This is a genomic window from Rhizobium sullae, from assembly GCF_025200715.1.
In the GTDB taxonomy this organism is placed as follows: Bacteria; Pseudomonadota; Alphaproteobacteria; order Rhizobiales; family Rhizobiaceae; genus Rhizobium; species Rhizobium sullae.
In genome coordinates, this window is the sequence record NZ_CP104144.1 from 2,465,277 (window position 1) to 2,490,619 (window position 25,343).

25 protein-coding genes and 5 pseudogenes are annotated in these 25,343 nt (G+C 60.4%); 7 read left to right on the plus strand and 23 right to left on the minus strand.

What is annotated here, in order from left to right; genetic code table 11:
- Nucleotides 1–16 precede the first annotated feature (16 nt).
- The 4 genes from N2599_RS32690 to N2599_RS32705 are packed head-to-tail and all read right to left on the minus strand — an operon-like array spanning nt 17 to nt 3,016.
- Nucleotides 17–781, minus strand: a complete 765-nt coding sequence (locus tag N2599_RS32690) for an amino acid ABC transporter ATP-binding protein (protein ID WP_027513488.1) — start codon at nt 779–781, stop codon at nt 17–19.
- A complete protein-coding gene (locus N2599_RS32695; RefSeq protein WP_027513489.1) occupies nt 778–1,536 on the minus strand; it encodes an amino acid ABC transporter permease in 759 nt (252 codons plus the stop codon). The genes N2599_RS32690 and N2599_RS32695 overlap by 4 nt, the downstream gene beginning before the upstream one ends.
- A complete protein-coding gene (locus tag N2599_RS32700) occupies nt 1,533–2,240 on the minus strand; it encodes an amino acid ABC transporter permease (RefSeq protein WP_027513490.1) in 708 nt (235 codons plus the stop codon). The genes N2599_RS32695 and N2599_RS32700 overlap by 4 nt, the downstream gene beginning before the upstream one ends.
- Nucleotides 2,237–3,016 (minus strand): SDR family oxidoreductase, encoded by a 780-nt coding sequence (locus N2599_RS32705; protein ID WP_027513491.1) that lies wholly within the window; start codon nt 3,014–3,016, stop codon nt 2,237–2,239. Before N2599_RS32705 ends, N2599_RS32700 begins: the two co-directional genes overlap by 4 nt.
- A gap of 195 nt (nt 3,017–3,211) precedes the next feature.
- Between N2599_RS32705 and nac the strand changes: the two genes are divergently transcribed.
- Entirely contained in the window at nt 3,212–4,171 is a 960-nt protein-coding gene (gene nac / locus N2599_RS32710; RefSeq protein WP_027513492.1) for a nitrogen assimilation transcriptional regulator NAC, read from the plus strand.
- Between the two features lie 13 nt (nt 4,172–4,184).
- Here nac and N2599_RS32715 read toward each other — a convergent pair whose 3' ends face one another.
- The 7 genes from N2599_RS32715 to N2599_RS32745 form a co-directional block, all read right to left on the minus strand.
- A complete protein-coding gene (locus N2599_RS32715; RefSeq protein WP_027513493.1) occupies nt 4,185–5,387 on the minus strand; it encodes a pyridoxal phosphate-dependent aminotransferase in 1,203 nt (400 codons plus the stop codon).
- 61 nt (nt 5,388–5,448) lie between these two features.
- Nucleotides 5,449–6,216: a 5-oxoprolinase subunit PxpA gene (locus N2599_RS32720; RefSeq protein WP_027513494.1), complete on the minus strand. Its 768-nt coding sequence runs from the start codon at nt 6,214–6,216 to the stop codon at nt 5,449–5,451.
- A gap of 85 nt (nt 6,217–6,301) precedes the next feature.
- Nucleotides 6,302–7,297 carry a 5-oxoprolinase subunit C family protein gene (locus N2599_RS32725; RefSeq protein ID WP_027513495.1) on the minus strand — a complete coding sequence of 332 codons (996 nt, stop codon included), beginning with the start codon at nt 7,295–7,297 and terminating at the stop codon, nt 6,302–6,304.
- Nucleotides 7,294–8,001 (minus strand): 5-oxoprolinase subunit PxpB, encoded by a 708-nt coding sequence (pxpB, locus tag N2599_RS32730; RefSeq protein ID WP_027513496.1) that lies wholly within the window; start codon nt 7,999–8,001, stop codon nt 7,294–7,296. The genes N2599_RS32725 and pxpB overlap by 4 nt, the downstream gene beginning before the upstream one ends.
- Nucleotides 7,998–8,423 (minus strand): acetyl-CoA carboxylase biotin carboxyl carrier protein, encoded by a 426-nt coding sequence (locus N2599_RS32735; protein ID WP_027513497.1) that lies wholly within the window; start codon nt 8,421–8,423, stop codon nt 7,998–8,000. The genes pxpB and N2599_RS32735 overlap by 4 nt, the downstream gene beginning before the upstream one ends.
- Nucleotides 8,420–9,805, minus strand: a complete 1,386-nt coding sequence (locus tag N2599_RS32740) for an acetyl-CoA carboxylase biotin carboxylase subunit (RefSeq protein WP_027513498.1) — start codon at nt 9,803–9,805, stop codon at nt 8,420–8,422. Before N2599_RS32740 ends, N2599_RS32735 begins: the two co-directional genes overlap by 4 nt.
- A complete protein-coding gene (locus tag N2599_RS32745) occupies nt 9,805–10,239 on the minus strand; it encodes an acetyl-CoA carboxylase biotin carboxyl carrier protein (protein WP_027513499.1) in 435 nt (144 codons plus the stop codon). Before N2599_RS32745 ends, N2599_RS32740 begins: the two co-directional genes overlap by 1 nt.
- A gap of 287 nt (nt 10,240–10,526) precedes the next feature.
- Between N2599_RS32745 and N2599_RS32750 the strand changes: the two genes are divergently transcribed.
- The 3 genes and pseudogenes from N2599_RS32750 to N2599_RS32760 form a co-directional block, all read left to right on the plus strand.
- Nucleotides 10,527–11,207, plus strand: coding sequence for a hypothetical protein (locus N2599_RS32750; protein ID WP_027513500.1), 681 nt, complete (start codon nt 10,527–10,529; stop codon nt 11,205–11,207).
- Nucleotides 11,200–11,901 carry an RES family NAD+ phosphorylase gene (locus N2599_RS32755; protein ID WP_027513501.1) on the plus strand — a complete coding sequence of 234 codons (702 nt, stop codon included), beginning with the start codon at nt 11,200–11,202 and terminating at the stop codon, nt 11,899–11,901. Before N2599_RS32750 ends, N2599_RS32755 begins: the two co-directional genes overlap by 8 nt.
- A 377-nt stretch (nt 11,902–12,278) precedes the next feature.
- A pseudogene (locus N2599_RS32760) lies at nt 12,279–12,494 on the plus strand (IS5/IS1182 family transposase); the annotation flags it as partial.
- A 187-nt stretch (nt 12,495–12,681) separates the two neighbouring features.
- Here N2599_RS32760 and N2599_RS32765 read toward each other — a convergent pair.
- From N2599_RS32765 to N2599_RS32790, 5 genes are all read right to left on the minus strand, one after another.
- Nucleotides 12,682–13,896: a multidrug effflux MFS transporter gene (locus N2599_RS32765; RefSeq protein WP_027513502.1), complete on the minus strand. Its 1,215-nt coding sequence runs from the start codon at nt 13,894–13,896 to the stop codon at nt 12,682–12,684.
- Between the two features lie 319 nt (nt 13,897–14,215).
- Nucleotides 14,216–15,346, minus strand: a complete 1,131-nt coding sequence (locus N2599_RS32770) for an NAD(P)/FAD-dependent oxidoreductase (RefSeq protein WP_027513503.1) — start codon at nt 15,344–15,346, stop codon at nt 14,216–14,218.
- Between the two features lie 51 nt (nt 15,347–15,397).
- Nucleotides 15,398–16,198, minus strand: a complete 801-nt coding sequence (locus N2599_RS38155; protein WP_425338265.1) for a Gfo/Idh/MocA family protein — start codon at nt 16,196–16,198, stop codon at nt 15,398–15,400.
- 20 nt (nt 16,199–16,218) lie between these two features.
- A complete protein-coding gene (locus N2599_RS37725) occupies nt 16,219–17,739 on the minus strand; it encodes an amino acid ABC transporter permease/ATP-binding protein (RefSeq protein ID WP_027513504.1) in 1,521 nt (506 codons plus the stop codon).
- A gap of 60 nt (nt 17,740–17,799) precedes the next feature.
- A complete protein-coding gene (locus tag N2599_RS32790; protein ID WP_027513505.1) occupies nt 17,800–18,636 on the minus strand; it encodes an ABC transporter substrate-binding protein in 837 nt (278 codons plus the stop codon).
- Nucleotides 18,637–18,862: 226 nt separating this feature from the next.
- On the opposite strand from N2599_RS32790, the gene N2599_RS32795 reads away from it, so the two are divergent.
- Nucleotides 18,863–19,927 carry a LacI family DNA-binding transcriptional regulator gene (locus N2599_RS32795; RefSeq protein ID WP_027513506.1) on the plus strand — a complete coding sequence of 355 codons (1,065 nt, stop codon included), beginning with the start codon at nt 18,863–18,865 and terminating at the stop codon, nt 19,925–19,927.
- Here N2599_RS32795 and N2599_RS38025 read toward each other — a convergent pair.
- From N2599_RS38025 to N2599_RS32825, 7 genes and pseudogenes are all read right to left on the minus strand, one after another.
- Nucleotides 19,918–20,007, minus strand: a pseudogene (locus tag N2599_RS38025) (LysR family transcriptional regulator); the annotation flags it as partial. The gene N2599_RS32795 and the pseudogene N2599_RS38025 overlap by 10 nt on opposite strands.
- 9 nt (nt 20,008–20,016) lie before the next feature.
- Nucleotides 20,017–20,679, minus strand: coding sequence for a hypothetical protein (locus N2599_RS32800; protein WP_027513507.1), 663 nt, complete (start codon nt 20,677–20,679; stop codon nt 20,017–20,019).
- Between the two features lie 224 nt (nt 20,680–20,903).
- Complete coding sequence (locus N2599_RS32805; protein WP_027513508.1) at nt 20,904–21,251, minus strand: YciI family protein; 348 nt, start codon at nt 21,249–21,251, stop codon at nt 20,904–20,906.
- Between the two features lie 183 nt (nt 21,252–21,434).
- Nucleotides 21,435–22,002, minus strand: a pseudogene (locus N2599_RS32810) (glutathione S-transferase N-terminal domain-containing protein).
- On the minus strand, nt 21,999–22,460 hold the full coding sequence (locus tag N2599_RS32815) for an SRPBCC family protein (protein ID WP_027513509.1): 462 nt from the start codon (nt 22,458–22,460) through the stop codon (nt 21,999–22,001). Before N2599_RS32815 ends, N2599_RS32810 begins: the two are co-directional and overlap by 4 nt.
- A pseudogene (locus N2599_RS32820) lies at nt 22,457–22,790 on the minus strand (ArsR/SmtB family transcription factor). The gene N2599_RS32815 and the pseudogene N2599_RS32820 overlap by 4 nt, the downstream one beginning before the upstream one ends.
- Before the next feature lie 339 nt (nt 22,791–23,129).
- Complete coding sequence (locus N2599_RS32825) at nt 23,130–23,387, minus strand: hypothetical protein (protein WP_027513510.1); 258 nt, start codon at nt 23,385–23,387, stop codon at nt 23,130–23,132.
- Between the two features lie 338 nt (nt 23,388–23,725).
- Between N2599_RS32825 and N2599_RS37730 the strand changes: the two are divergent.
- Nucleotides 23,726–23,914 (plus strand): annotated as a pseudogene (locus N2599_RS37730) (MFS transporter); the annotation flags it as partial.
- A 29-nt stretch (nt 23,915–23,943) separates the two neighbouring features.
- Nucleotides 23,944–25,092: an ABC transporter substrate-binding protein gene (locus tag N2599_RS32835; RefSeq protein ID WP_037144007.1), complete on the plus strand. Its 1,149-nt coding sequence runs from the start codon at nt 23,944–23,946 to the stop codon at nt 25,090–25,092.
- Nucleotides 25,093–25,343 lie beyond the last annotated feature (251 nt).

Consider the following 25,343-nt stretch of genomic DNA (forward strand, 5'->3'; position numbering starts at 1 on the left):
TTATTGGTGGTTGGTATCAATGCCGCAAATCAGCGAGGAAACGCTGCGCACGGGGATGGCTGGGATTGCTGAAGAACTCCTCGGGGGTCGCCATTTCGAGGATCTGGCCCGCATCGATGAACCAGACCCGATCCGCGACGTCGCGCGCGAAACCCATTTCATGGGTGACGCAGAGCATGGTCATGCCTTCGGACGCCAGGCTCTTCATGACGGCCAGCACTTCGCCTACCATTTCAGGATCGAGCGCGCTTGTCGGCTCGTCGAACAGCATCACCGGCGGTTCCATGGCAAGGGCGCGGGCGATTGCCACCCGCTGCTGCTGGCCGCCCGACAGTTGACCCGGATAGGCCCGGGCCTTGTCGGCGAGGCCGACCCGATCGAGAAGTTTGAGCGCCTTGTCCTGGGCGACGTCAGGCGCCACGCCTTTCACCCGGATCGGCGACATCGAGACGTTTTCGACGACCGAAAGGTGCGGAAACAGGTTGAAGTTCTGAAATACGAAGCCGATCCGGCTGCGCAGCGCGTTGAGTTCCTTTGCCCGCATGGCGGCGTGAATGTTTTGCCCGTCGAGCGTAATCGATCCGCTGTTGATTTCCTCGAGGCGATTGATCGTGCGGATCAGCGTGGATTTTCCCGAACCGGACGGCCCGCAGATGACCACGACTTCGCCGCGCGACACTTGCGCATCGATATCCTTCAGCACCGGATAGTCGCCATAGCTCTTGCAGACCTGCGAAAGCCGGATCGTCTGCAATTCCTGCGCTGAAACTGACATGGTCATGGCTGCTCCGATATGATTTTCGATGGCGCGACCAAGGCGGCGGCAGGAAGGCTGGAAAGTCCCGCACGCCGCCGCGTGATGCGCCGCTCGAGGCGATTTGCGAAGTGGGTGAGCGTCCAGCAGATGGCGAAGTATACGATCGCGAGGATGAGGAAGACCTGGAAAGGCTGCGTCAGGAGCTGGTTGTTGACCTGGCTTGCCGCAAAGGTCAGGTCCGGCACGTTGATCACGTATCCGAGCGTGGTGTCCTTGATCGTCGAGACGAAGGTGGAGATGATGCTGGGGATCATGTTGTAGAGCGCCTGCGGTAGGATGATGAAGCGCATCGCACCGACATAATTGTGGCCAAGCGCACGCGCCGCGTCCATCTGGCCCGGTCCGAGCGCGACAATGCCAGCACGGACGACTTCGCTGAGGAACGCGCTCTGATAGACCACGAGTGTCGTCAGCATCGTGACAAAGCTCGGCACATCCGCGCCGCTCACCAGCGGAACGAGGAAGTAGCTCCACAGGATGAGCATCAGCAGCGGCACGCCCCTGGTGAAATAAACAAGGGCAGTGACCGGCCAGCGCAACAGTGGCGACTTGGAGAGCCGTGCCAATGCGAACAGGATGCTGGCCGGAAAGGCGAGAGCAATGCTGAGCGCCGAAAGGATGAGCGTATTGGCGAGTCCGCCAAGCGGTCCGTTGGGATATTGGCCGATCAGCAGCAGCAGCCAGTAGTCTCGGATGATGGCGATCATGTCGTGGATCATGCGCGGGCGCTCCTGGCGGGATCCGCGCGCATCGACAGATAGGCGCCGATGCTCATGATCACGAGCGAGAAGAAAAGGTAGAGAACCGTGCCGATCACGTAGATCTCGAAGGTCCGGAAGCTGAGGTTCTCGATTTCCTTGACGGCATGCGTCAGTTCCGACGCCCCGATGACGACGGCGAGACTGCTATTCTTGAACAGGGAAACGCTATGATTGATGAGCGGCGGCAGCGCGTTGCGCACGCCCTGCGGCATGATGACGAAACGCATCGCGGAAACATACCCATGGCCAAGCGCGCGAGCTGCCTGCATTTGGCCGGGACTGACCGAGCGCACGCCCGAACGAAGATCTTCGCTGAAATAGGCCGCCTGGCAGAGCCCGAGCCCGATCACCGCGAAGATGGCCTCCGCATTATGGATTGCCAGCCATGTCGCTACCCCGCTCGGCATCAGGGTGAAAATCCCGAAGTACCATAGCATGAGCTGAACCAGGGTGGGGACGTTCCGGTGGTAGGAGACGTAAGCCGCTACTAACGGATCGCCAAAGCGAAAGGGTGACAAACGCAAACCCAGCAGCAGAAGCGCAAGCGCCATCGCCAGCGACCAGGAGCCGGCATAGATGATGAAAGTCATCTCGATGCCATGCAGCAGCATGGCGGCATACTCAGGATTTCCCAGGATTGCCGAAAGGTCGAAACCGCTCACGGGTTCGGCTCCCCGGATTGATCTGTCTTCGCAGAAGGTTGAGGCTTCGCCGTCTGCAGGCCGCCCATGACCTGTAGCGTGGGCGTGATCTCCATGTGTCCGATATTGACAGCCACGGGCGCTGCTATGGCGAAGGCGATCGCATCGGCGATATCGGCTGCCTGCGGCAATTCGAAGCCGTCGATGAACCGTTCCCGGACGCTCGGGTCATCGCCGTGGACGTGATTGAAGATATCCGTGGCGACTCGACCGGGGCAGATTTCCGTGACCCGTACCCGCTTGCCGAAAGCGTCGATACGCAGCTGGTTGGACAGCATGCTCACCCCTGCCTTGGTGGCGTGATAGGATGAGTTGCCGCCAAAATTGTAGGCGCCGGCGATCGACGAGATGTTGATGATGTGCCCGCGGTCGCGCGCCACCATGCCGGGCACGACCATGCGGCAGATGTGCAGGACAGCTCGAAGATTGACATCGACAATGAGATCGATATCGCCCTCGTCGGCTTCCAGGAACTTCTTCGGTCGGTCGATGCCGGCATTGTTGACAAGAATATCGAACTCCACCCGACGCGTGAGCTCGGCCACGGCCTGACGGTCGGTCACATCGATGACGTGGGCGATGCAGCCCGTCCGTGCGGCGAGCTGCTGCAGCGCGTCGGCGCTGCGGGCAACGGCATGGACCTCGATGTTCTCCCGGCAGAACCGCTCCACCACGGCTGCGCCGATACCGGAGGATGCGCCGGTCACCAGTGCGGTCTTGTAGTCGGAGAATGGCATTGTCGTTCCCTTGTTGTTGATCCGGACAGTAGCGAAGCTTAAACCCCTTGCCTAAGACCGATTATCTCTGGAGCAATAAGCAACGGTTATGGAGCCTAGACCAGCTGCTGAAGAATAGTGGCGGCATCGTCTCGCGGCGTCCGTGGCCTCAGGCAGTCCCCCGGAGGCTGGCGACTGCGTCGCGTTGCAAAAGCAATGCGCGTCTGCAAACATGCCAGCCGCGCAGATCAGAACGGTACCCCGATCCTCATGGATATTAGACGCCTCAAATCTTTCATCGTGATCGTCGATAGCGGCAGCATCACGCGAGCGGCGGACCTTTTGCATATCGCCCAGCCGGCTCTCAGTCAGCAACTTGCAGCACTGGAGGAGCATTTCGGCCACAAGCTGCTGATCCGCAGCCAGCAAGGCGTCAGCATGACTGATGCGGGACAAGCAGTTTATCGCCATGCGCAGATTATCCTTCGGCAGATGGAGCAGGCGCAGGCGGATGCATCGGCAGCCGGCAATTCGCTTGCCGGGCGCGTGTCCGTTGGGCTCGTGCCCTTCAGCAGTGCCGCCACGCTGTCGGTCGACCTCCTGGCGGAGACCCGGAAACGACATCCCGGTATCCTACTGCACCTGACTGAAAGCGTCGGCCAGACCTATAGCCAGATGATCATGAATGGCCGGCTGGAGATGGCGCTTCTCCATGGAACCGGACCAATCAAGGGCGTCCGGTTCGAACCGATCCTGAGCGAAGAGTTTTTCCTTGTCGCGCATCGGGACTTTGCGATCGAAGCGGATGTGAAACCCGTTCCGGTCAATGCTCTCGACGGAATACCGCTGCTGTTGCCGCCAACCTATAATTTCGTCCGTCGCGCGGTCGATACCGCCTTCACGCGCACCCGCACCAACCTGAAAGTCGTGGCGGAAGTCGAAATCGTCCGCACCCTCGCCCGCGCGGTCGGAAGCGGTCTCGGTGCGACGATCATGCCGAAAGCCATCGCCGATCGCATCGTATTGGAATCGAGCGAGCCGCTGATCCGCCGGCTCGTCTCGCCGCGGATCGAAGAGACCCTGTCGCTTTGCGTTTCCGACCAGAACCCCTTGTCGGAACCTGCCCTTGCCGTCCGGGACATCCTTCTCGAGCTGACAGCGCGGCTGAAAAGCTGAAACGCGTTGCCGATCAGCGCATATCCCTGCAGAACTGGGCTATTCGCGCGCATCCTTCGCCGAGCTGCTCCATGCTGGTAGCGTAGGAAATGCGAAAGAAGGGGCTCATTCCGTAAGCTGCTCCCTGCACGGTCGCGACATGATGCTCCTCCACGAGCGCCATGACAAAATCAACATCGGTTTCGATCTTTCGCCCGCCCTTGCTGGTCTTGCCGATCAAACCGGAAATGTTGGGATAGATGTAAAAGGCGCCTTCGGGCCTATGGCAGCGCAGACCGTCCACTTCCGACAATTTGTCGAGGACGAAGTCGCGTCTTTCCTTGTAGATCGCGGCTCGCTCCTTCAAGAGATCCTGAGGCCCATCCAGGGCAGCGATCGCCGCAGCCTGCGTCAGCGTCGCGATGCCGCCACCATTCTGTCCGTTGACGTTGCTGACGGCGGAGATCAGGTCTTTCGGCCCGGCGCAAAAGCCGAGCCGCCAGCCTGTCATCGCGTAAGCCTTGGAAACGCCATTCATCGTCAGGACGCGCTCATAGAGCCTGGGCTCGACTTCCGCGATCGTGCAGAACTGGAAGTCGTCATAGACCAGGTGTTCGTAGATATCGTCGGTCATGATCCAGACATGCGGATGACGCAGCATGACCTTGGCGATCGCAGCCATTTCCGCCCGGGAGCAGGCGGCGCCGGTGGGATTGTTCGGGAAATTTAGGAAGAGCCATTTGGTGCGCGGCGTGATCGCCACCTCCAGATCCTCCGGACGCAGCTTGAAGCCGGTCTCCTCGTGGCAAGGAACGGCGACTGGGACGCCGCCAGCGAATTTGACGATATCCGCATAACTGACCCAGGAGGGCGTGGGAATGACGACCTCGTCGCCTGGATTGCAGGTTGCCAGCATGGCATTGAAGATCACCTGCTTGCCGCCGCCCGACACGACGATCTGGCTGGCATCGTAGTCGAGATTGTTGTCCCGTTTGAACTTCCTGATGATGGCGGACTTGAGCGCCGGCGTACCGTCCATCGGAGGATATTTCGTATCGCCCGCAAGAGCTGCCGCATGAGCCGCCTCGATCGCGTGCGCCGGGGTGGGAAAATCCGGCTCGCCGGACGAGAGGCTGACGACTTTGATCCCATTGGCGGCCAGTTCCCTGGCGCGCTGGGTCATGGCGGCGGATGCAGATATGGAGACATTTTTCAGGCGGTCGGCTATGGCGGACATCAAGATGGTCCTTCGATGAGAGATTGGAAAGAGAGACCGCCCGCAGGCGATCAGGATCGCGTCAGTCGGCGAGTTCGGCGGCAGGAGCGAGCGTGGCGCCCGTGGCTTCGATCTCGCCGCGCACGATGCCGGCAAGCTCCAGGGCGCCGGGTGTGTCGCTGTGTACGAGAATGGAGCGGGCCGGCATCGCGATCACGGCTCCATCGATCGTCTCGACGGTTCCTTCGAGGAGGAACCGTCGGACGCGCGCGCGAACCGAGGCTTCGTCTTTGATGACGGCGCCAGCGAGCCCGCGCGCGACAAGCCTGCCGCCGGCGTCATAGGCCCGGTCCGCAAGGAAAAGCGCCAGCGTCTTCAACCGCGCGCGTCTGGCCGCCTGTTGGATCTCGCTGCCCGGTGTGACGAAGACGACGAGGCCGGCGTCCACGGTGGCGATCGCATCCATCATCAGGTCGGCAAGGACAGGATCGCGGTTGACCATATTGCCCATGGCCGCATGGAAGCTGATATGGGAGACGGCGACACGCTCGCTTCTGGCGATCGCCATCAGGGCGCCGAGCTGATAGAGCATCTGCTGGCGAAGCTCGTCCGCCTGAGACGGTATTTCGCGCCGGCCGAACCCCAGCCGGTCGGGCAAGCCCGGATGCGCGCCGATGCCGACGCCGTTCAGTTTCGCAAGCCGGACCATGCGCCCCATCGTCTCAGGGTCGCCGCCGTGGAACCCGCAGGCGATGTTGGCCGACGAGACAAGTTTCATCATCGCTTCGTCATCGCACAGCCGGTAGGGGCCAAATCCTTCGCCCATGTCGGAATTCAGATCGATCTTCATCAGTTCTTCCTTTTGGCGGCCGGTATGTCTGTGTTTTCGTGCAGGTCGTCATCTCAAGACCGCTTCACGCTTTCGGCGACACGCGTCACTTCATTGCCTTCAGGGCGCGCTTGACCATCCGGGATGTTTGCCTGACGTCGTCGACATAGCGGGCGACAGCCTGTTCCACCGCACGCGCCTCTGAATGCGTCGACCGAACGAACCTCAGGCGGGCGCCTATGCGGGCTTGCCCGAGCCGCCATAGGTCGCATTCGATCACGCCGGCGATCTTCGGATATCCGCCGGCGGTGTTCGCATCGCTCATCTGCACGATCGGTTCGCCGCCGGGCGGAACCTGGATCACGCCGGGCACGACGCCATGGGAGCGCATCTCGACAGACGCCGTCGGCTTGATTGGTTCGCCTGACAACCGGTAGCCTGTCCGGTCGCTTCGGGAGGAAATCCTCCAGGTCTGTCTCCAGAAAGCTTCGCCATCGCCTGCGAAAAGATCGTGCTCGCCGGCAGGCAGGGCACGGATCGGCAATGCGCCATCGACGGGCGCCGGGAAGACCTTGCGCAGTGCCACGGCGGGTGCGACGACGGCCAGGCCGGGGGCCGGCAGCATGACGATCTCCGCGTCCTCGCCGATCGCGATCCGATCGCCCTTCGCCAGAGACCGGCCGGAATTGCCCCCGAAACTGCCGCGCAGAGACGTGCTTCGCGAGCCCATGACAACGGGAATATCAAGCCCTCCTCCGACCGAAATATAGGAGCGCGCAAGCCGCGGAGGCTGCTTCAGTTCGAGAACCTGCCCGGGTTCCGCGATGTAGGCGCACCAGGAAATCAGTTCCGTCCCGTCCAGGTGAGGATTGCCGTCGGCGCCGGTAACGGCAAAGACGATGCGCCGCTCGAAACGCAGGCTGAGCGGGAAGGTCTGCACCTCTATCGCTGCCGCATTTTCGTCATTGCCGACGAGAATGTTGCCGATCCGGACCGCAAGCGGATCCATCGCGCCGCTGGCCGATACGCCGATATCGCGATAGCCGGGACGTCCAAGATCCTGCACCGTGTTGAATGGGCCGGTTTCGACGATCTCGATCATAGCTCGATCCTTGCTGGCAGGAACCGCACCGTATCTCCCGGCGCCATCATGGCGGGGCTCGGCGACGTGGGGTCGAACATCTCCAGTGCCGCGAAGCCTATGGAATTCCAACCGTTGGGGCCTGTAAGCATGGCGACGCCGGTTTGCATGCCGCCGATGGTCACGCAGCCCTTCGGCATCTTCAGCGAGGGCACGGGCTTTCGCGGCATGTAGATGCGCGGATCGAGACCATGCAGATAACCGAAACCGGGAGCGCTGCCCAAGGCGAAGACCCTGTAGGTCGCTTCATGATGGATGCGGACGACTTCGTGATCACTGAGCCTGGAGCGATCGCAAAGGGCCGGAAGATCCGTCGCATATTCGCCGCCATAATAGACGGGGATCTCAATGGTCTTGCCCTTGAGATCGATGCTGCGCGCATTTTCCCATGCCTCCAGCAGCCGGGCGACTACCGCATCGGGATCTTCGGGCGTCTCCTTGAAGATCAGCAGCAGATTGGTCATGCCCGGGATGTTTTCCGCAAGGTCCGCCCAGCCGTTCACGGTCTGGGACAGGGCCCAGATCCGCCGCTGCGCGATGAGATCGAAGTCGCCGGGCGCCTCGAGCAGGAAGGCTCTGGCACCGATCGAGGAAACCCGCGCCCGGCTTCTGGTGGCTGGAACGATCTCGCGTTGCGATGCGTCTCTGCTCGTCGTGGCGATCATGATGGGAGCTCGATTTCGACCAGAGGATCGCCGAAGCCGACCAGTGCGCCGGGCTCGGCGAGCAGCCTGGTCAAAACACCGGAACGGCCGGCGCGAAGGGGAAGAAGGATATGTCCTACCCCGACGAAGCCGACGATATCCGCATCTGATACGGAGCGCGGCAGATTTTGGGGCTCGGCGGAGGCGGCCGGGTGCTCGACACAGAAGCGGCCCGCCATCGGTGCCTTCACGACGGCCGATGCGGAGCCGGGAGCGTGTGGTGTCGCTTCTGCCGAGCTGATCCGGGCGCCGCCATTTCCGGCGACAACGATGCGTAGCTGTCCGCCCGGCCGGGAGATTTCCAGACCGTCCACGCCAGCGGCCGTCAACGCGTCGGTGAGGAATGCGATGGTCGCCGGATCGCTGAAATCGATCGAGCTCATGCCGCCCTCCGCAGCTTCAGCCATTGTTCGAGATAGTGGATATCCGTCTCACCGCGCGCGAATGCGCCGTCCTCGAACAGAGCGCGCAGGAAGGGGATATTGGTCGAAATTCCCTCGACGTCCGTGCCGACAAGCGCTTCGCGCATTCTTGCCATCGCTTCCGCCCGCGTCGGCGCATGGACGATCAGCTTGGCGATCAGAGAATCGTAGTAGGGCGAAACCTTGTAGCCGGCATGAATATGCGTATCGACGCGGATGCCCGGCCCCGCAGGCAAAGCCAGATAGGTGACGATACCCGCCGACGGCAGGAAGGTTTCCGGATCCTCGGCGTTGATGCGGCATTCGAAGGAATGGCCCTCGCATGTCACATCGCCTTGGGTGAGGTCCAGAACATGACCCTGAGCCGCCTTTATCTGCGCCTGGACGATATCAAAACCGCTCGTCATCTCGGTGACGGGATGTTCGACCTGAAGCCGCGTGTTCATCTCGATGAAATAGAAAGCGCCGTCCTGATACAGGAATTCGAAAGTTCCGACGCCCCGGTAGCCGATCTGAAGGCAGGCCTGCACGCAAGCCATGCCGACCGACTGGATGATGTCGGGCGCGATTCCCGCCGCCGGCGCCTCCTCCACCACTTTCTGATGGCGGCGCTGCATCGAGCAATCCCGGTGTCCCAGCCACACGGCATTGCCGTGATCGTCGCAAATAACCTGTATCTCGATGTGACGCGGATGCTGGAGGAATTTCTCCATGTAGAGCGAAGGTGAGCCGAAGGCCTTGCGGGCCTCTTCCCGCGTCAGCGCAACTGCTTCATGGAGCAAATCCCCCCTTGGCACGACGCGCATGCCGCGTCCACCACCGCCGCCGGCTGCCTTGATGATGACTGGATATCCGATCTCGAGCGCTATGCGCTCGACCGAGACGGGGTCATCAGGCAACGCGGTATCCGGACCGGAAACGCAGGGGACGCCGGCCGCCATCATCGCCCGCTTTGCCGAGATCTTGTCGCCCATGATTGCAATCGATGAAGCGGTCGGACCAATGAAGACCAATCCGGCCTCTTCGACGGCGTCGGCGAAGGCGGCGTTTTCCGATAGAAAACCGTAACCCGGATGGATGGCGCCGGCATCGGACAGGCGCGCAGCCAGAAGGATGGCATCCTGATTGAGATAGCTCTTGGCAGCACTCGACGGGCCGATGCACAGAAAGCTGTCTGCGGTGCTGCCGTAAGGCGCTTCCCTATCCGCCTCGGAACAGATGGCGACCGTCTTGAGGCCGAGCTCGCGACAGGCGCGCTGAATCCGAGCTGCTATCTCGCCGCGGTTGGCGATCAGAACGGTGTCGAAGCGGCCGGTTGCGGATTGTTGAGGCGTCTCCGACATCAGGCAATCTCCGCGAGCAGGTCGCCGGTCTCGACCTCGCCGTCGTCGATTTCGGTGAGATGCGTGATGCGCCCTGACCGCGGCGCGGCGATCTTGTTGAAGACCTTCATTGCCTCGATAATGAAAAGGGTCTGCCCCTCCTCCACCTCGTCACCGATCGCGACGAATGGCGGCTCCCCAGGCGCAGGGGTGCGGTGCAGAACGCCGAAGACGGGCGCCTTCACCGCATAGGACGCTTTCTCAGGTCTCGAAGGCGTGTCGGAGCCGGCATCCTGGGCAAGGCTCATCGTCGATCCCGCCTTTTGCCTGGGCCCGGAAGCAGCCTCCTGACCCTGGAAGATCCGAACCGTCACATCCTTCTCCGTCACGGTCAGCTCGTTAATGTTCGATCGTCCGACAAAGTCGATCAGCGTCTTGATCTTCGAGAGGTCCATATACGTGCTCGGAATTTCGGAATTCCACCGCGCATACCTGAAATTTCAAGTCACTCGGTGTTGTGATTTTCCGTAGCACGACGCGTCGGTTGATGGGGTCAGACGAACTTTTGATGGACCGTCTCATATCGTCACCCGTAGCCAGGGAACCAACGGGCGTCCGCCCCATTTGGGACCAGTTCATATCCATAGTCTTGAGTAGAATCGCAGCCGTTGCGACACGTCCTTGATGATTTCGGTTATCGTGCTATATACATAACCATGATCATTTAAATCGGAGCGAAATCATGGCGCTTGCCCACGAGTCAATTGAGCTGTCCGGCTTCGCGACGCTCACAGGAACGCCCAAGCAGGTCGGCGACCAGCTTGATGGGCTTGTTGCAGAGCAAGTAATCGCATTAACGCTCGAGCATGGAAGTGGACCCGCAGTCAGGGCCCTGGCCGAGACGGTTGCTAGCATTGCGCCGCTTGTTCGCACCATTCTGGAGCGTCGTCAGCGTGAAACTATCCAATCAATAATCGAGGCCTTGGTGCCCCAGGTGCCACCGCCTCAGCATATGCTCGTTGAAGCTCGCATGACAGCGGACGCGAGAAAGGCCGTGCTTGAAAGCGGAGATTGGCTGACGGCTGCTCAGATCGCGGAAGTCGCGGGCTTCAGCACAACCAATCCAAGTGCCCAACCCAATAAATGGAAGAAGGATGGCCTGATCTTTGCTGTCAGGCATCGCGGTATCGATTACTTTCCGGGGTATGCGTTGGATCCGGGAACTGGCTATCGCCCGATCAAGACACTCGCCAAAGTCCTGAGGGTTTTCGGGGAGAAAAAGGACGACTGGGGTCTCGCATACTGGTTCGCGTCGGTAAACAGCTTCCTAGGTGGCAGGCGGCCACAGGACATGCTGGCGCACCAGCCCGATCGTGTTGTTGCAGCCGCTGAAGATGAGTTGGTTGGCGCCCTCCATGGGTAAACCGAAAGCCCGACTAGGAGATAGACCGGTTCCGGCATCAACCGGAGATTTCCCCGCCCCGCCAGATGACCTGTCGAAATTCGTGAAAGTAATGATCTGGCCGAAGGGCCAGATCATTCATCGAATTCATCTGAACCTGTACCGGGGTGCACAGTTCAATCCAGGTGTGAGAGGGAATGCGCGCTTCAGCCCGATAAAGGATGCGACGGGGGCGAGCGTACCAACACTCTACGGAGGCACAACGTTCGACTGCGCCGCAATGGAAACGGTCTTTCACGACGTGCCTTTTGCGGCCGGCCTGAAGACCTATGATAGGCACAAGCTGACCGGACAGGTCTACTCGCAAGTCGCTCCGCAACGCGACTTCGCGCTGGCGGACCTAAGTTCAACCGCCTTGCGAAAGCTTGGTATCCAGCGCAACCAGCTGATCGACACAGAAAAGGATTGCTATCCAAACACGCGTGCCTGGGCGGAGGCGATCCATACTCAATGTCCCGATATCGAGGGCTTATGCTGGATATCGCGCCAAGACGATCGTGCTCAAGCTCTCATGTTGTTCGGGGATAGGGTACCGGCGAAGGATCTCGTCCCGCAGCGTGATCCAATTGACGTCGTTTCGGACCTTGATATCTACTCGGTGCTACTCGGGTTGGCGGATCGGATTGGCGTGAACATCGTCAACGGAAAGGCATAACGCGGCAGGCAGGATCGTAGCACAACGAATGGTGCGGAGACACGAGGCAGTGCCGTTAGAAGGCCGGCCACGACGTCGTTGGGCAACCTCGGCCAAGGGCGCTCAAGCGCCTTCGCCTTGAACGGATAGGAACCGCAGACTCGTTCTTCGTCATCGAGGCGAGCACAAAGTTCGCGTTTCCGGCACACTCCCTGTTGAACAAACAGACGTGTGGATTCAACGGAGAAGTCGCATTCATCTACCAAGTCGGATCGCAGGAATTATGCAAACCGATCTATAGAGTGAAAACGACCCGTTTTCCAACGCGGCCTTTTCTCCGAGTGTCCCGGGTCGAGGCTGGAGGTGTGGACTCTTGGGGCTCTCACGGCTGAATCAGATACCTGATCGTCTATTCCACCATCATCCGCGCCCATCCGCACGCCGCGGTGAAAAAAGGGGCTGAAGATCAGGGCCTTGGCCGTTCTCGCAGCGGCCTGAGCACGAAGATCCACATGGCTGTGCGGTGGTCTCGGCTGCCCGGTCGCTTCACACTGACCGCAGGCCAGAAGGGCGATGCGCCGCAAGCAGATGCCAAACAAATGAGATATCCTGCCTCCGCCAGGGTCAATGTCCTGCGCCGAAAGGGTCAAACTTCCGTGTATATTCAGATGCTTACTCACCTGACAGTTGCCGCTGAAGGAACTGTGCACCCGCTAACGCTAACTGGCGAATAGTTATTGGCCATGAAATCGACGAACACGCGGATCTTCGGCGACAGATAACTGGCCGGGCGAGGTTTGCTTATCGAGCCGCTTCGACTGGCGCGGCGTCACCTTGTAGCGCCAGTTCCACCAGAATTAGCGAGCTGACGCCGGCGATAGAAAAACCTACTGCCAAAATCATGGTCGTACCGTCATAGAAGCTACCTATTCCGATAGCGAATAGGGTGGCAATGAGGCTCGATCCCGACGCGATCAACGATGCGCCCAGGCCCGCAACCTCGCCGAGAGAGCGCATCGCCATGGCATTGAGATTGCCGAATAGTATCCCTATGGCAAAGAAGGCCCAGAACCCGAACATCATCAGGGCGACAAGAGGCAGGCTACCGTCCCATAAAATCGACGCGAACAGCATTTGAAGGCCGACCGATGCCAATCCGATGAAGGCGGCACGCGCCATGGCTTCCATGCCGAACCGCTGCACGAATTTCCCATTGAGAAACGAGGCAAGTCCTATGCCTGTCGCCAAGACTGCGAAATAAAATGGGAACGTTTCCTTGATCCCGTAGGTGTCAAAAAACAAGTCGGCCGCCGTGCTGAGATAGAGGAGCTGCGCCCCGAACACGATCCCGGTGGAGATGATCAGTAAGGTGACGCGGCGCTTCGACAGGATGCGTCGGCCATTCCTGAACAGAAGTTTCGGCCGGAAAGCAATACGTCTGTCAGCTGGTAGGGTTTCCGGGTGTCGCATAGCCAGCCACAGGCCGAGCAGTACAGCGATCACGAGATAAATGCCGAAGACGCTGCGCCACCCGGCAAGGGAGATCACACCCTGTGCCAAGGCGGGGGCCAGCATCGGGACGACAATGAAGAGCGTGAACATGAAAGACATGACGCGCGCCATCGCGTCACCCTCGAATTGATCGCGGATCATCGCGCGCGTTGCGATCTTTGGGCCAGACACACCTACGCCCTGAAGGAATCGGCCAAGGATCACCATTTCGAGCGATCCGGCAAACATGGCAATGATGGTTCCAACCGCATAAACGCCGAGGCCGAGCATGAGCGCTTTCTTGCGCCCCATCGTATCCGATAATGGCCCCAGGAGCATTTCCCCGAACGCCATGCCGAAGATGAAGAGCGATATGATGTGCTGCGTGGATAGCGGCGGTGCGACAGCGACCTCCTCTCCGATCTGGCGCAACCCTGGCAGGAGCGCGTCGATGCTGAGGGACGTCAGCGAGGTCAGAAGGGCATAGAGGGCAATGCGTTCGCGAAAACTGATGGAGTATGTCATGAGCCGTGTACGCTGAAAAGGAATGGCCTCGACCTCTACCAGTTTTCGCGCAAAGGTCTCGTAATTTTGTGTCTCGCAATTCCCTGCAGATTGTCTGAAAACTCGGACTAGGCATGGACGATCTGCATAAGTTCCATGCGATTTGCCAAAAGGGTCGTTCACAGACCTTCGCAAGCACCCTTCCAGTGGCTGATCCGAAACGGTTGGGAAGCCAGCCTTCTCTAAGATCGTGCATAGCTTGGAAAGGTCATCAATGACGAGTCCTGGATGAGTCTTTCTGGCAGGCGAAAAATTCCCATTTCCTGATTCCCCTCCAGCGTTACTGCGACAGGAAGCGCTCGGGGCGGAAGGTAGCGAGCATCGGATGTTGCCTACTCGTCGCGATCTCGTAGGCGAGAAGCTCGCCCACGATGAGGCCGAGCGTCGCGCCGCTGTGGCTGAAGGCGACGTAGTAGCCGGGGATAGCCTTGATGGCGCCTACCACCGGTTCGCCATCGCCCGGTATGGGCTTGCCTCCAACGCCGATGGAGGCAATTTCGAGCCTCGGATTGCCCTCCATAACCTTCGACGCCTCGGCAAGCAGTGCCTCAACGACCGCCTCGTCGATCTCATGACTACCGTCCTTGCGTATCGTCACACCCTCGTCCGCCGCCCAGTCGGCATCCAGCGAGAAGGTGTTGCCCGGCGCGGGGCGGATGGCTACGCGCGGGGTGTTCAGCACAGCGCGTAGGGAATGAGCGAGCGGCCTGGTCTGCACCAGCAACGCAACCGGCGTTCCGTCGCCGATCGCTTGACCCGCTTCCCCCGCCATCCTCGGCACCGCTGGGCCGGTGGCAAGCACGATGGCATCCGCGAGGAAGCGGCTGCCGGTCGCGGTCTCGGCGCCGACGGCCCGGCCGCCTTCGATCACGACCCTTGCTGCGCCCTGGTCGGTGACAAGTCTACCACCGAGGGCGGCAAATTCCTCCAGAAGTAGGCCGATCAGGGTCGGCAGGTCGACCCAGCCCTCGCCCGGATTGAAGATCGCCCCCTGCGGTGTGATTGCACGCGCATCGACGCCGGGCGTTGCTGCCGCGATATCCTCTGCGGCAAGATGCCGGGTGTCGTAGCCCAGCGAGACTTCATGGCGGTAAGCGGCGTCGACTCCGTTGCTTTCGTCGTCGGCATCCCAGGTCAGGCCACCCTCGAAGCGAAGCCAGTTCGCATTGGGAAAGCGTGCCGAAAGGGTTCGGTACCGATCGATGCCCGCCATGCGCAGCCGATGATAGGCTTCGGAACGCATGCGCGCCGAATTCAGCCAGGAGAGCGAGCGCCCAGACGCGCCGTTGGCCGGGGGACCGTCATTGACGATGGTCACGCCAATGCCGCGCCGGGCGAGCTGCAGACCGGTGGAAACGCCGAAAATACCGCCGCCGATGATGACCGCCGAGGTGACGATGTTGTCTGTCATGGTCGCTTGTCTTTCAATTCGTGGAACAATCAGGGTGGTGGAAGGAATGGCTCAGGGCGCTTCCCAGCGGCCGGTCGTCGCCGAGCGGAACAGGGCGTCGATCGCTTTCATGTTGGCAATTGCGTCGTCCAGCCCTGAGAAGAAAGGGTGAGCTGCGTCGAGCAGGTGAAGGCGAGCTGCCGGCCCTCGGGAAGCTCGAGCAGTCCGCTCGCGAGGCGGTCCGTACCGAAGGCGCGGTCGCGTTCCATCAGCGCGATCGCCCGCAAGGGTTCGGCATTGAACAGGAAGCGCGCCGTGTTGACGGCGTAGCATCCGACGTCGAACAGTCCCGCCACCGCCGATATTAGCCTGGTTTCGCACGTTCCGCGGATCGTCGAGATAGTAGGAGAAGATCGTCTGGATGACTCGAGCCTCGCCGATCCAGCCTTCGGCGACCAGCGCCTGCGCCTTCTTCCACTGCGGATGGTGGCGCGCAATGAAGGCTTCGGCGACCGGCAGGTTTGCGGCCTTCTGCGCGGCCGCCAGTGTCATCGCCTCGCCGGCACTCAGGGCGATCGGCTTTTCGCACAGTACTGGCTTTCCCTGTTCCAACGCCTTGATCGTCAGCGGCACATCCAGGTGATTGGGTAGCGGGTTATAAATCGCGTCGATGTCGGCGTCGGCAAGCAGCGTTTCGTAGCTGCCATACGCCTTGGCAATGCCGAACGCCGCGGCTGTTTCCTCCGCCCTCTTCGGGTCGCGCGAGGCGATCGCCGTGACCCGTCCGGACCGGCTGGACTGGATCGCGGGGATGACCGCCTTGATCGCGATCCCGGCGCAGCCAAGCACACCCCATCGTATCATTTGTGTCATTGTGGTCTCCTTGGTCGGGGTCACAGAACTTCGGCAAGAAAGCGTTGCAGGCGTGGGCTCTGGGGATTGTCGAAGATCGCGTCAGGCGTGCCGGCTTCCATGACGCGTCCCTCGTCCATGAACACGACCTGATCGGCGACGCGCCGGGCGAAGCCCATTTCGTGCGTGACGACCACCATGGTCATGCCGCGATTGCCGAGGTCGGCCATCAGGTCCAGCACCCCCTTGACCAGTTCAGGGTCGAGGGCGCTCGTCACCTCGTCGAACAGAATGACCTCCGGCTCCATGGCGAGCGCGCGGGCGACGGCGACACGCTGCTGCTGGCCGCCGGAAAGACCACCCGGTCGGTGATGCTGGCGGCCGGAGAGCCCGACATCGGCGAGCCGCGCCTTGGCGATGCGCTCGGCTTCGGCCGTCGGCAGGCCCTTGATTTTCGTCAGCGACAGCATGACGTTCTCGAGCGCTGTGTGATCCGGGAAAAGGTTGAAATGCTGGAAGACCATGCCAACACGGCGGCGCAGCTTTTCCGGCTTCATAGCGAGAATGCTGTCGCCATCGAGAAGGATGTCTCCGCGCCTCGGCTCGACGAGACGGTTGAGGCAGCGCAGCAGCGTCGACTTACCGGACCCGGAGGGGCCGATGATGCAGGTGACGCTGCCCGCCTTTACCGAAAGATCGACGCCCTTAAGCACTTCCAATTCGCCATAGGCCATACCAAGGCTACGCACATCGAGACTGCCACCCCTGAACGAGGCTTGATCCGCCGCGAGAGCACTCCGATTGGCACCGGCGAGTTCGCTAACTTCCTCCAGCCCGCTCGTGACGATCGCCGGGCGCTGCTTGCCGAACCGCAAGCGGCTGTCGATGGCATTGACAACATGGGTGAGCGGCACGGTGACAACGAGGTAGAAGACGCCTGCCAAAAGCAGTGGCGACAGATTGCCCGTTACAACGGCCTGATCCTGGCCGACGCGGAAAATCTCGCGTTCGGAGGCGAGCAGGCCGAGGAAATAGACGAGGCTCGAATCCTTGACGTTGCCGATGAACTGATTGACCAGCGCCGGCAGCACGCGTCGCACGCCCTGCGGCACGACGATGAGCCGCATGCCCTGCCCATAGCTCATGCTGAGCGCCCGGCAGGCTTCCATCTGGCCGCGCTCGACGCTCTGGATGCCTGAGCGGAAGATTTCGCCGATGTAGGCCCCGGCGATTAGGCTGAGCGCGAGAATGCCGAGCGGATAGGGCGACGGACCGAAGAGCTCCCGGCCAAGCCGCGCAAAACCTTGACCGATTAGGAGAATGGTGACGATGGCCGGCAAGCCGCGAAAGGCGTCCGTATAGATACGAGCGGGGATGCGCAGCCAAGGCGAACGGGAAATGCCCATGATGGCGAGCACCATGCCGATGACGACGCCAAGCACCGTCGAGGCTGCCGCAAGGATCAGCGTGTTTTTGAGACCGACTGTAATCATTGTCGGCAGCACTTCGGCCATGGCGTTCCAGTCAAGGAAGCTGCGGCGCAGGTTTTCAAGCCAGTTCATCAGGCGGTCCCTTAAACGAGAAGCCGGTCCGACGGGCAGCCGCCGGACCGGAAGGCGAAATCAAGGCTTGGGAAGGTATGCGGCCGGCATAGGCGTGCCGGGGAACCACTTTTCATGCAGCGTTTTCCACGTGCCGTCTTGCATGGCGGCGCCAAGGCCCTTGTTCAATGCGTCGCGCAGCGCATCGTTGCCTTTGCGCACGACGAATCCGGCCGGCGCATCGAAGCTTGGAATATTGACCGCCACCTTCAGCTCCGGATAACGGCCTGAATAGTCCTTCGCCGCCTCATAATCGAGAAAATGCGCGTCTATGCTGCCGTTGTTGAGCGCTGCAACGGCAGAGTTGTTGTCCGGGAATTTGACGAGATCGGCGTCGGTGAAGTTCTTCTCGGCATAGATTTCCTGGAGCGTGCCCTGCACGACACCGAGCCGCTTGCCCTTGAGGCCGGCAGCGTCGGTGATGCCAGGGTCCGGCGTAAGCACAGTGAGATAACCTGCCAGATATCCGTCGGAGAAATCGACCGTCTCCTTGCGCTTCTCCGTCGTCCCGATTGCGGCCGCAGCAATGTCGAATCGGCTGTTGGCGACCGAGGGCATGAGGGCGGAGAACTCCTGGCCGGTGAAGATCACCTGCTCTTTCTTGAAACCGATCCGCTCGGCCACATTGAGGAAGAGTTCAATGTCGAAGCCCGTGAAATTTCCGTCGGAGGTGGTGAAGGCATAGGGCTTGGCGTCGCCCATCGTGCCGACGCTGATGACGATCGGGTCGATCAGGCCATAGGGATTGTCTTCGGCGACGGCGGGTGCCGTCGCCCCTGCCGCTATGCCGAGAGCGGCCGCAACGAGAGCGGTGCGCAGTATGACGAAGGGGGAACTGACAACTTCGGAAATTTTCATTTTTTGTCTCCTCTGGTGGTTTCGTTTGCGACGTTTCAAGACGTACAGATCCGTAGCCGGACGACGGCAAAAACCGTCTTTCCGGCCCATAACATCACGAGTTGAAATAGAGCATCTTCTTGTTTATGAGACCGGTCTCTTATGAGATGAGACCGGTCTCTTTGCTTTTGTCAATTGTTATCTTCGCATTTGCCAGTCGTCAATATCTCTTGTAAGGCTACCATTCATGGACCAGCCGCCGCCCCGATCCCCCTCCGTCGCCGACGTCGCGCTCAAAGCAGGCGTCTCGAAGGCGACCGCCGCGCGCGTTCTAGGCGGATATGGTACCGTCAGCGACCGGGTGCGCGATGCCGTGACCGCCGCCGCCCGCGCGCTCGACTATCGGCCAAACGAACTTGCCCGCAGCATGACGACGGGCCGATCCGGCACAATCGGCGTGGTGGTGGGCGACATCGAGAATCCTTTCTTTAGCCTCGCCGTGCGCGGGATCACCGACGTCGCCCGGCAGGCCGGGTTCACGGTCATCCTCATCAATTCCGGCGAGGACGTTGCATCCGAGAAGGCGGCGGTCCGCACGCTTCTGGCCAAGCGTGTCGACGGCCTGATCGTTTCGCCCTCCAAAGAAAGCGATGTCGAGCATCTGCAGGAGGCCGCCCGCTCCGGCCGACCGCTCGCGCTGCTCGACCGCGGCAGCGAGGCACTCGACGTCGACACGGTGATTGCCGATGACAGATACGCCGCCGAAGGTGTTACACGGCGGTTGCTTTCGCTCGGCCACCGCCGCATCGCCTATCTCACTGCCTGCGACACCCCCGACCACCTCTTCCGCACGCCGGCCGACATCAATACCGGATCGGTGCGCCGGCGCATCGAAGGCTTTCTCGGCGTCTGCCGGCAGGAAGGGTTGAAGGATATGGAACGCTGGGTGCATGTAGGTGCGGTCACGCCGGACGATACACGCCGCATCGTCACGGCCATGTTGCAGGCGGGCGAACGCCCGACTGCGATCATCGCCTCGGACAGCGTGATCGGCCTTGAAGTCTTCAAGGCAAGCCGGACGATCGGCCTTGCAATTCCAAGCGACCTGTCGCTCGTCTCGTTCCACGATGCAGACTGGACTTCGGTTACTTCTCCACCTGTGACGGTGGTGCGGCAACCCGTCTATCAGCTAGGCGAAACGGCTGCGAGGCTGCTTGTCGAGCGGCTGAACGGAGAGGGCGCCAAGTCCCGGCGTGTCATTCTTCAAACGGAAGTCGTCGAGCGCGCTTCCGTCGCCGAAGCGCCGGCGTAGATGTGGTCCAGCCCGGCACCGGCGACGGCCCTTTTGATCTCGGCGGAAAGGTCGACCTCGCTCAAGATCTGCGCGCATCGCAGAGCCTGTCAACCTTCCAGCATGTGATCCGCCAGGCTGTAGCAGTGGCTCGTATGGTAGGCGTTCCGACCTCGGTTCATGTGCGTCAGATTGAAAATCCGAATGCCGCGCAACACGCGGCCGGTCGCGAGGAATTTGCGGATCGAGGCGGAGCCCCGCACATTGATGCCGAAAATATCCTCGCCGTGCGGGAAGAAATAGCCGACGTCTTCTGGCGTCGTGACGCAGTGTTCGAGAAAGGGTTCGTCCACATGGTCCTGCACCGGTGAATAGTCCGTGGTGAAATCCGAAAGATGCACCAGGAATCTCGCACGGATGCCCTCCCCGTCCACATAGAGCGTGAAAAGCTCCATCCAGCTCGCATTAACGCGGACAAGCGGCTTGTCGGAGGTCGACGGCAGACAGGAAACCGACCAGTAGTGACGCTCGGTCTTGCGCGGGAGGGGGATGCAGTTTTGGCCGTAGTATCTGAGAATCTCCAGAACTTCTTGTACCTGCGGGCGGCGAAGCAGCTTTTGAAACCGCGCGACGTACTTGAACCGTTGTTCCAGGGACTCCGAGCGCTCGTCGGCGTCGCGCAAGTTCGTCTTGCCTTCTATCCAATCGCCCTGCTGCTCGAGATTCAGAAATTGGCGCAGGCCAGGGGTAGTGCGGCGAGGAGTCGTACTCATGTCAGGTGCATCCACTCGTCCTCCTGCGAAGTGCCGCACCCGACGCGCTGCGACTTGTGACCCTTGCCATCAGAGCAATTTAGGCTGTGAATACGCACGGAACTTCACCCCTTTCAGCGCAGAACATTGACCCTGGTGGAGGCAGGATATCTCACTTGTTCGACTTGCAGAATTTGGCATGCTGTCGGGTTGGGGGTCAAACGCTATGCCAAACACATTCGAAGCTAAAAACCGGCGGTCTCGCGCACTTCGATCGCCCCCATCCGAGCGAGTGAGTCCCGCTCCGCGATCTCCATCGCCTCGGCAAGATTCTTCGCTTCAATGAGCAGGAAGCCTCCCAGATGCTCCTTAGTCTCTGCGAAAGGCCCATCGGTCCAACTCGCCTTGCCGGCACGAACGCGCAATGTCTTTGCGGTCCTTGGATCGGCAAGGGCGTTGGAGGCGACATAGTGGCCTGATCGTTTGAGCTCGTCATTGGAAGCCAAGGACTCCCGGTCGATCTCGGCCCATTCCTCCTTGCTGGCGGCGTCAGCAAGGTTTTGATCAATATAGAAGAGACAAAGGTAGCGCATCCGGTTCCTCCATGGTGTCGTTCTATGTTAGTCGAACTTGGAGCCCGCGATTCGACAAAGAGGAGAAGAAATTCTGCCAGTTCCGCTTAAGGAGAAGTTGTCGGTGATGATGGGCCTGCCCTGCTCGCGAGTCATGATCATTGCGATCTTCTCAACCCTTTTCGTCGGGCGTTTGATTGCTCGCTAAGCCAGCCCTTCGACGCATAGCGTCCGCTGCACCGCCGGGCGTGCCTCAACTCGCTCGGCATAGGCGATGAGACGATCCGGAATTTTCAGTCCGGAATCGCGCGCCCAGCGAACCATTACATAAAACAGCGCGTCGGCGGTACTGAAGGCGTCGCCGAACAGGTATTCATCCTTCAGTCGCTGACTCATCAGCGCCAGCCGCCCGGCGATCGCCTCGCGCGCAGCCTGCTTTTCGGCGTCCGCCGGTGAGAACATCGAACGCATGAATGGCCGATGGATTTCCGTGGCGAGGACGGCCAGCATTTCGACGTTGCGCGACCGACCAAGCGGGCCGTCGGGCGCGAGCCACCCAATCCATGATCGCGACGTTCTCAGTCAGCACCTCGCCGTCGTCGAAGACAAGGGCCGGCACATAGCCTTTCGGATTGACTGCGGTGTAATCTTCGCCGTGCTCGGTGCGCCGCGTGCTGAGATCGACCTTGACAGTCTCGACCTGAATGCCGGCCTCGGTCAGCGCGATATGGTCAGCCAGGCTGCAGGCGCCCGGTGTGAGATAGAGTTTCATTGCTCGAGATACCTTCCGAGTTGGTTGAGCGTCTCGTTCCAGCCTCCCAGATGGCCATCACGCGAGGCTTCGCTGAGGAAGAAGGCTTGGTGCAGCGTGAGCCGCGTCTTGCCGTCATCGGTATCGGCCAAAGTGATGGTTACAACCGTCTCGTGTTCCGATTCGCCCGCTTCGTTCTGCCAGGCATGGGTGAAGACAATCTTCTCGTCGGGCACGATTTCCGTGTAGGTTCCGCCGAGCCAGTTGTCCTCGCCCCGCGGCGAGCGCATGCAGGTGCGGAATGTGCCGCCCGGCCTGATATCGCCTTCGGAAAAGGGGATGGTGAAGCCGGTCGGGCAGCACCAGCGCTTGAGATGCTCGCCATCGGTCCACATTCTAAAGACCAGCGATCGTGGCGCGTCGAAGGTGCGGCGTATGGTGAGCTCGGGCCGGGCTTCGGTTTTCGGCAGTGCGTTCATTTTTCTTCTCCATGCTGAACTTCTTTCAGATACGCGCCGAGGCGGTCGAACCGCTCCTCCCAGAGACAGCGATAGGTTTCGAGCCAGCCCGCGACATCGCGCAGGGGCTCCGGTTTGAGCCGGCGCGGACGGAACTGTGCGTTGCGACCTTGCTCCACCAGCCCTGCCCGCTCCAGCACCTTGAGGTGCTTGGAAACCGCCGGAAAGCTCGAATGGCTCCGCCAGTTCCGACGCCGTTGCCTTGCCGCGGGCGAGCCGAGCCAGGATCGCACGCCTGGTCGGGTCGGCGAGAGCCGATAAGGTGAGGCTAAGCCGATCCTGCGAGGTCATCGGAAAACCAATTAGTTAATTATCTTATTGGTTAAATACAGCGAGCGGCAGTTCGAGTCAAGCGCCTTGACGGCGCGGAGAGAGAGAGATTCCCCGACCCCCGAACCTATGTGATCCTTAGTCAATCTGATCGCGGCCGGAAATGCGTTGAGACACGCCCGTCGACCCAGACGTATCTCTTTGAGGAGCTCGACCGGAACCCTCAGTCAGGCCGAACTACAGGGCGCGCCGCGGCAAGGGAGAAGGGGCGAGGCCCGGTGGCAATCATGGCTCACGCTTCTCGGTTCGGATTTCGTCCACCGCCCCAACATCTACTGCGTGCCGAGCCTACCAATTGACCTAGCCGGTTTTTGACGGTGACCAGCGGCGGGCCGCATAGAGCGTCCGGTCGGGAGCCAATTCGACCTTGTAAACGTCCGCCACCTGCCAGAGCCCGTTCGCATCGAGATCGATTCGGCGCTCCACCGGAGACATGGCGAATACTGCCCGTTCAAGCAGCGCAAAGCATTGCTCGGTATCGTCGTGGCGGCCATGGTAGGCAATGCCGTCCGCCGCTACGGGGTGACATGCTCGAGCTTTCGACCAGTTTTGCGGCACGTCACAGGCGCGAGCGCGGTTAGATTCTTCCTTGTTCCAGACAATCGCTCACCCGATCCGAAAATCGGAGCCTCGCACCATCTTCAGTTCTCTTTTTTCTCAACCACCACGAGCGCACCTGTCTCGTTTTGGATGCAGGATTGCCGCTACGTTGAAAAACCATCAACGCCGTCGGTACTTCCCAACGCTCGAAGCAATCGATCATTGAGGACACTATTGACGCCACAATCATGGCTGGTTATAGCGACAATAATCTTGAGTTAAAGACTCAAGATTATGAATGCGATGTAAAAGAGCGAGCGCGAGGCCGGACCGAATGGAATACTGCCTTCTCTCCCCAGACCGATGTCCTGGGGCTCGCGCAGACCTGCCAGCAGGTTGCCTCCGTCGCCGGTATCATCGCTGGCGTCGTTGCCACGCAATTGTTCGGTCTCGAAGTCGCGTTCCCCCTCGTTGCAAGCCTTTACGGCCTATCTTTTTTAGGAGCTCTTGGCTTATGGCTCAAATCACGTCGATCATCGGGTTAAGGAGAATTTTCGTGAGGAGGAAACGTTCAATGTTGCGTGCGATGATCGCCACTCTTGTCTTGATGGCGCTAGACCCAGCGATGACATTCGCCGAGGAACAGTCGTCAGCGCAAGCCCCGATCACCGTCACCGACATTGCCGGCCGCCAGGTGACGGTGAATGCGCCGGTCAAGCGCATTCTCCTTGGAGAGGGGCGGCAGCTTTATCTCATCGCCTCGCTCGAGACGGAAGACCCATTGGCCCGCATCGTTGCATGGCGCAATGATCTGATCGAGGCCGATCCAGCCACCTATGCCCAATATCTCCAGGCCTTTCCCAGACTGGCAACGCTTCCAGCCTTCGTGGGAAAGGAGAACGGGCTGATCGATATTGAATCGACGATCGTCCAGAAGCCCGATGTGGTCTTGCTTAATCTCGAGGCGATGAGTGCCAACGAGGACGTCAAATATATCGAGAAGCTGGCGGAGTTGAAGATTCCGGTCCTCTATATCGACTTTCGTCACTATCCTTTGAAGAACACCGAACCGACCATTCGCCTCCTTGGCAAGATCATGGGGCGTGAGAACCGCGCGGAAGAAATCATTGCTTTCCGCCATCAGGCCATGGCCCGCGTCACCGATGTGCTTGCTCGCGTCGAGCCGCAACGCCCGAGAGTGTTCGTCGAACGGATCGGCGGCTATGCAGATGATTGCTGCCTGTCATTCGGTGCGGAAAACTTCGGCAAATATGTCGAACTTGCCGGCGGGCATAATATCGGCAGTGATTTGCTTCCCTCCACCTTCGGACAGCTGAACCCTGAGCAGGTGATCGCCGCCGATCCCGAGCAGGTGGTGGTCACGAGCGCCGACTGGGAAGCCTATGTGCCAGGGGGCAAGTGGATCCCGCTTGGCCCGGGCGCCGATCCCAAGGTGACCCGCAAGAAGCTCGAATGGTTCACCACTCGTAGCGCCTATACCGGCATCGCCGCGCAGAAGACGCGGAACTTCCATGGCATCTGGCACCAGTTCTACAACAGCCCCTACGAATTCATTGCTGTCCAGCAATTAGCGAAATGGTTCCATCCGGACCTGTTTGCCGACCTTGATCCGGACGCGACATTTGCGGAGTATCACCGCCGCTTCCTGCCCATCCCGTATCGGCCGGGCTATGCCGTCAGCCTTTCTGACAGCGCGAATTAACAGGACTCCGCCACGCAATTTGCTTGCAACGGGCGAGGCTCGAATAAAGGAGAGCCTCCTCTTCCCTCTCCTTTATCCGCGACGCGAGCTGAAACGAAGATTGCTTCTCTTAGCGACAATTCGCTGGTTGGCTAAAATCGCTCTTTTTTATTGGGTCCGGTCAACCGAGCAAAACAGAAGAAGTGCCGGCCTGTGGTCAGCGCTTTCCTGCACATCGCTGAGGCGGTTCGTCCGTCGATCCGGCACCCGCC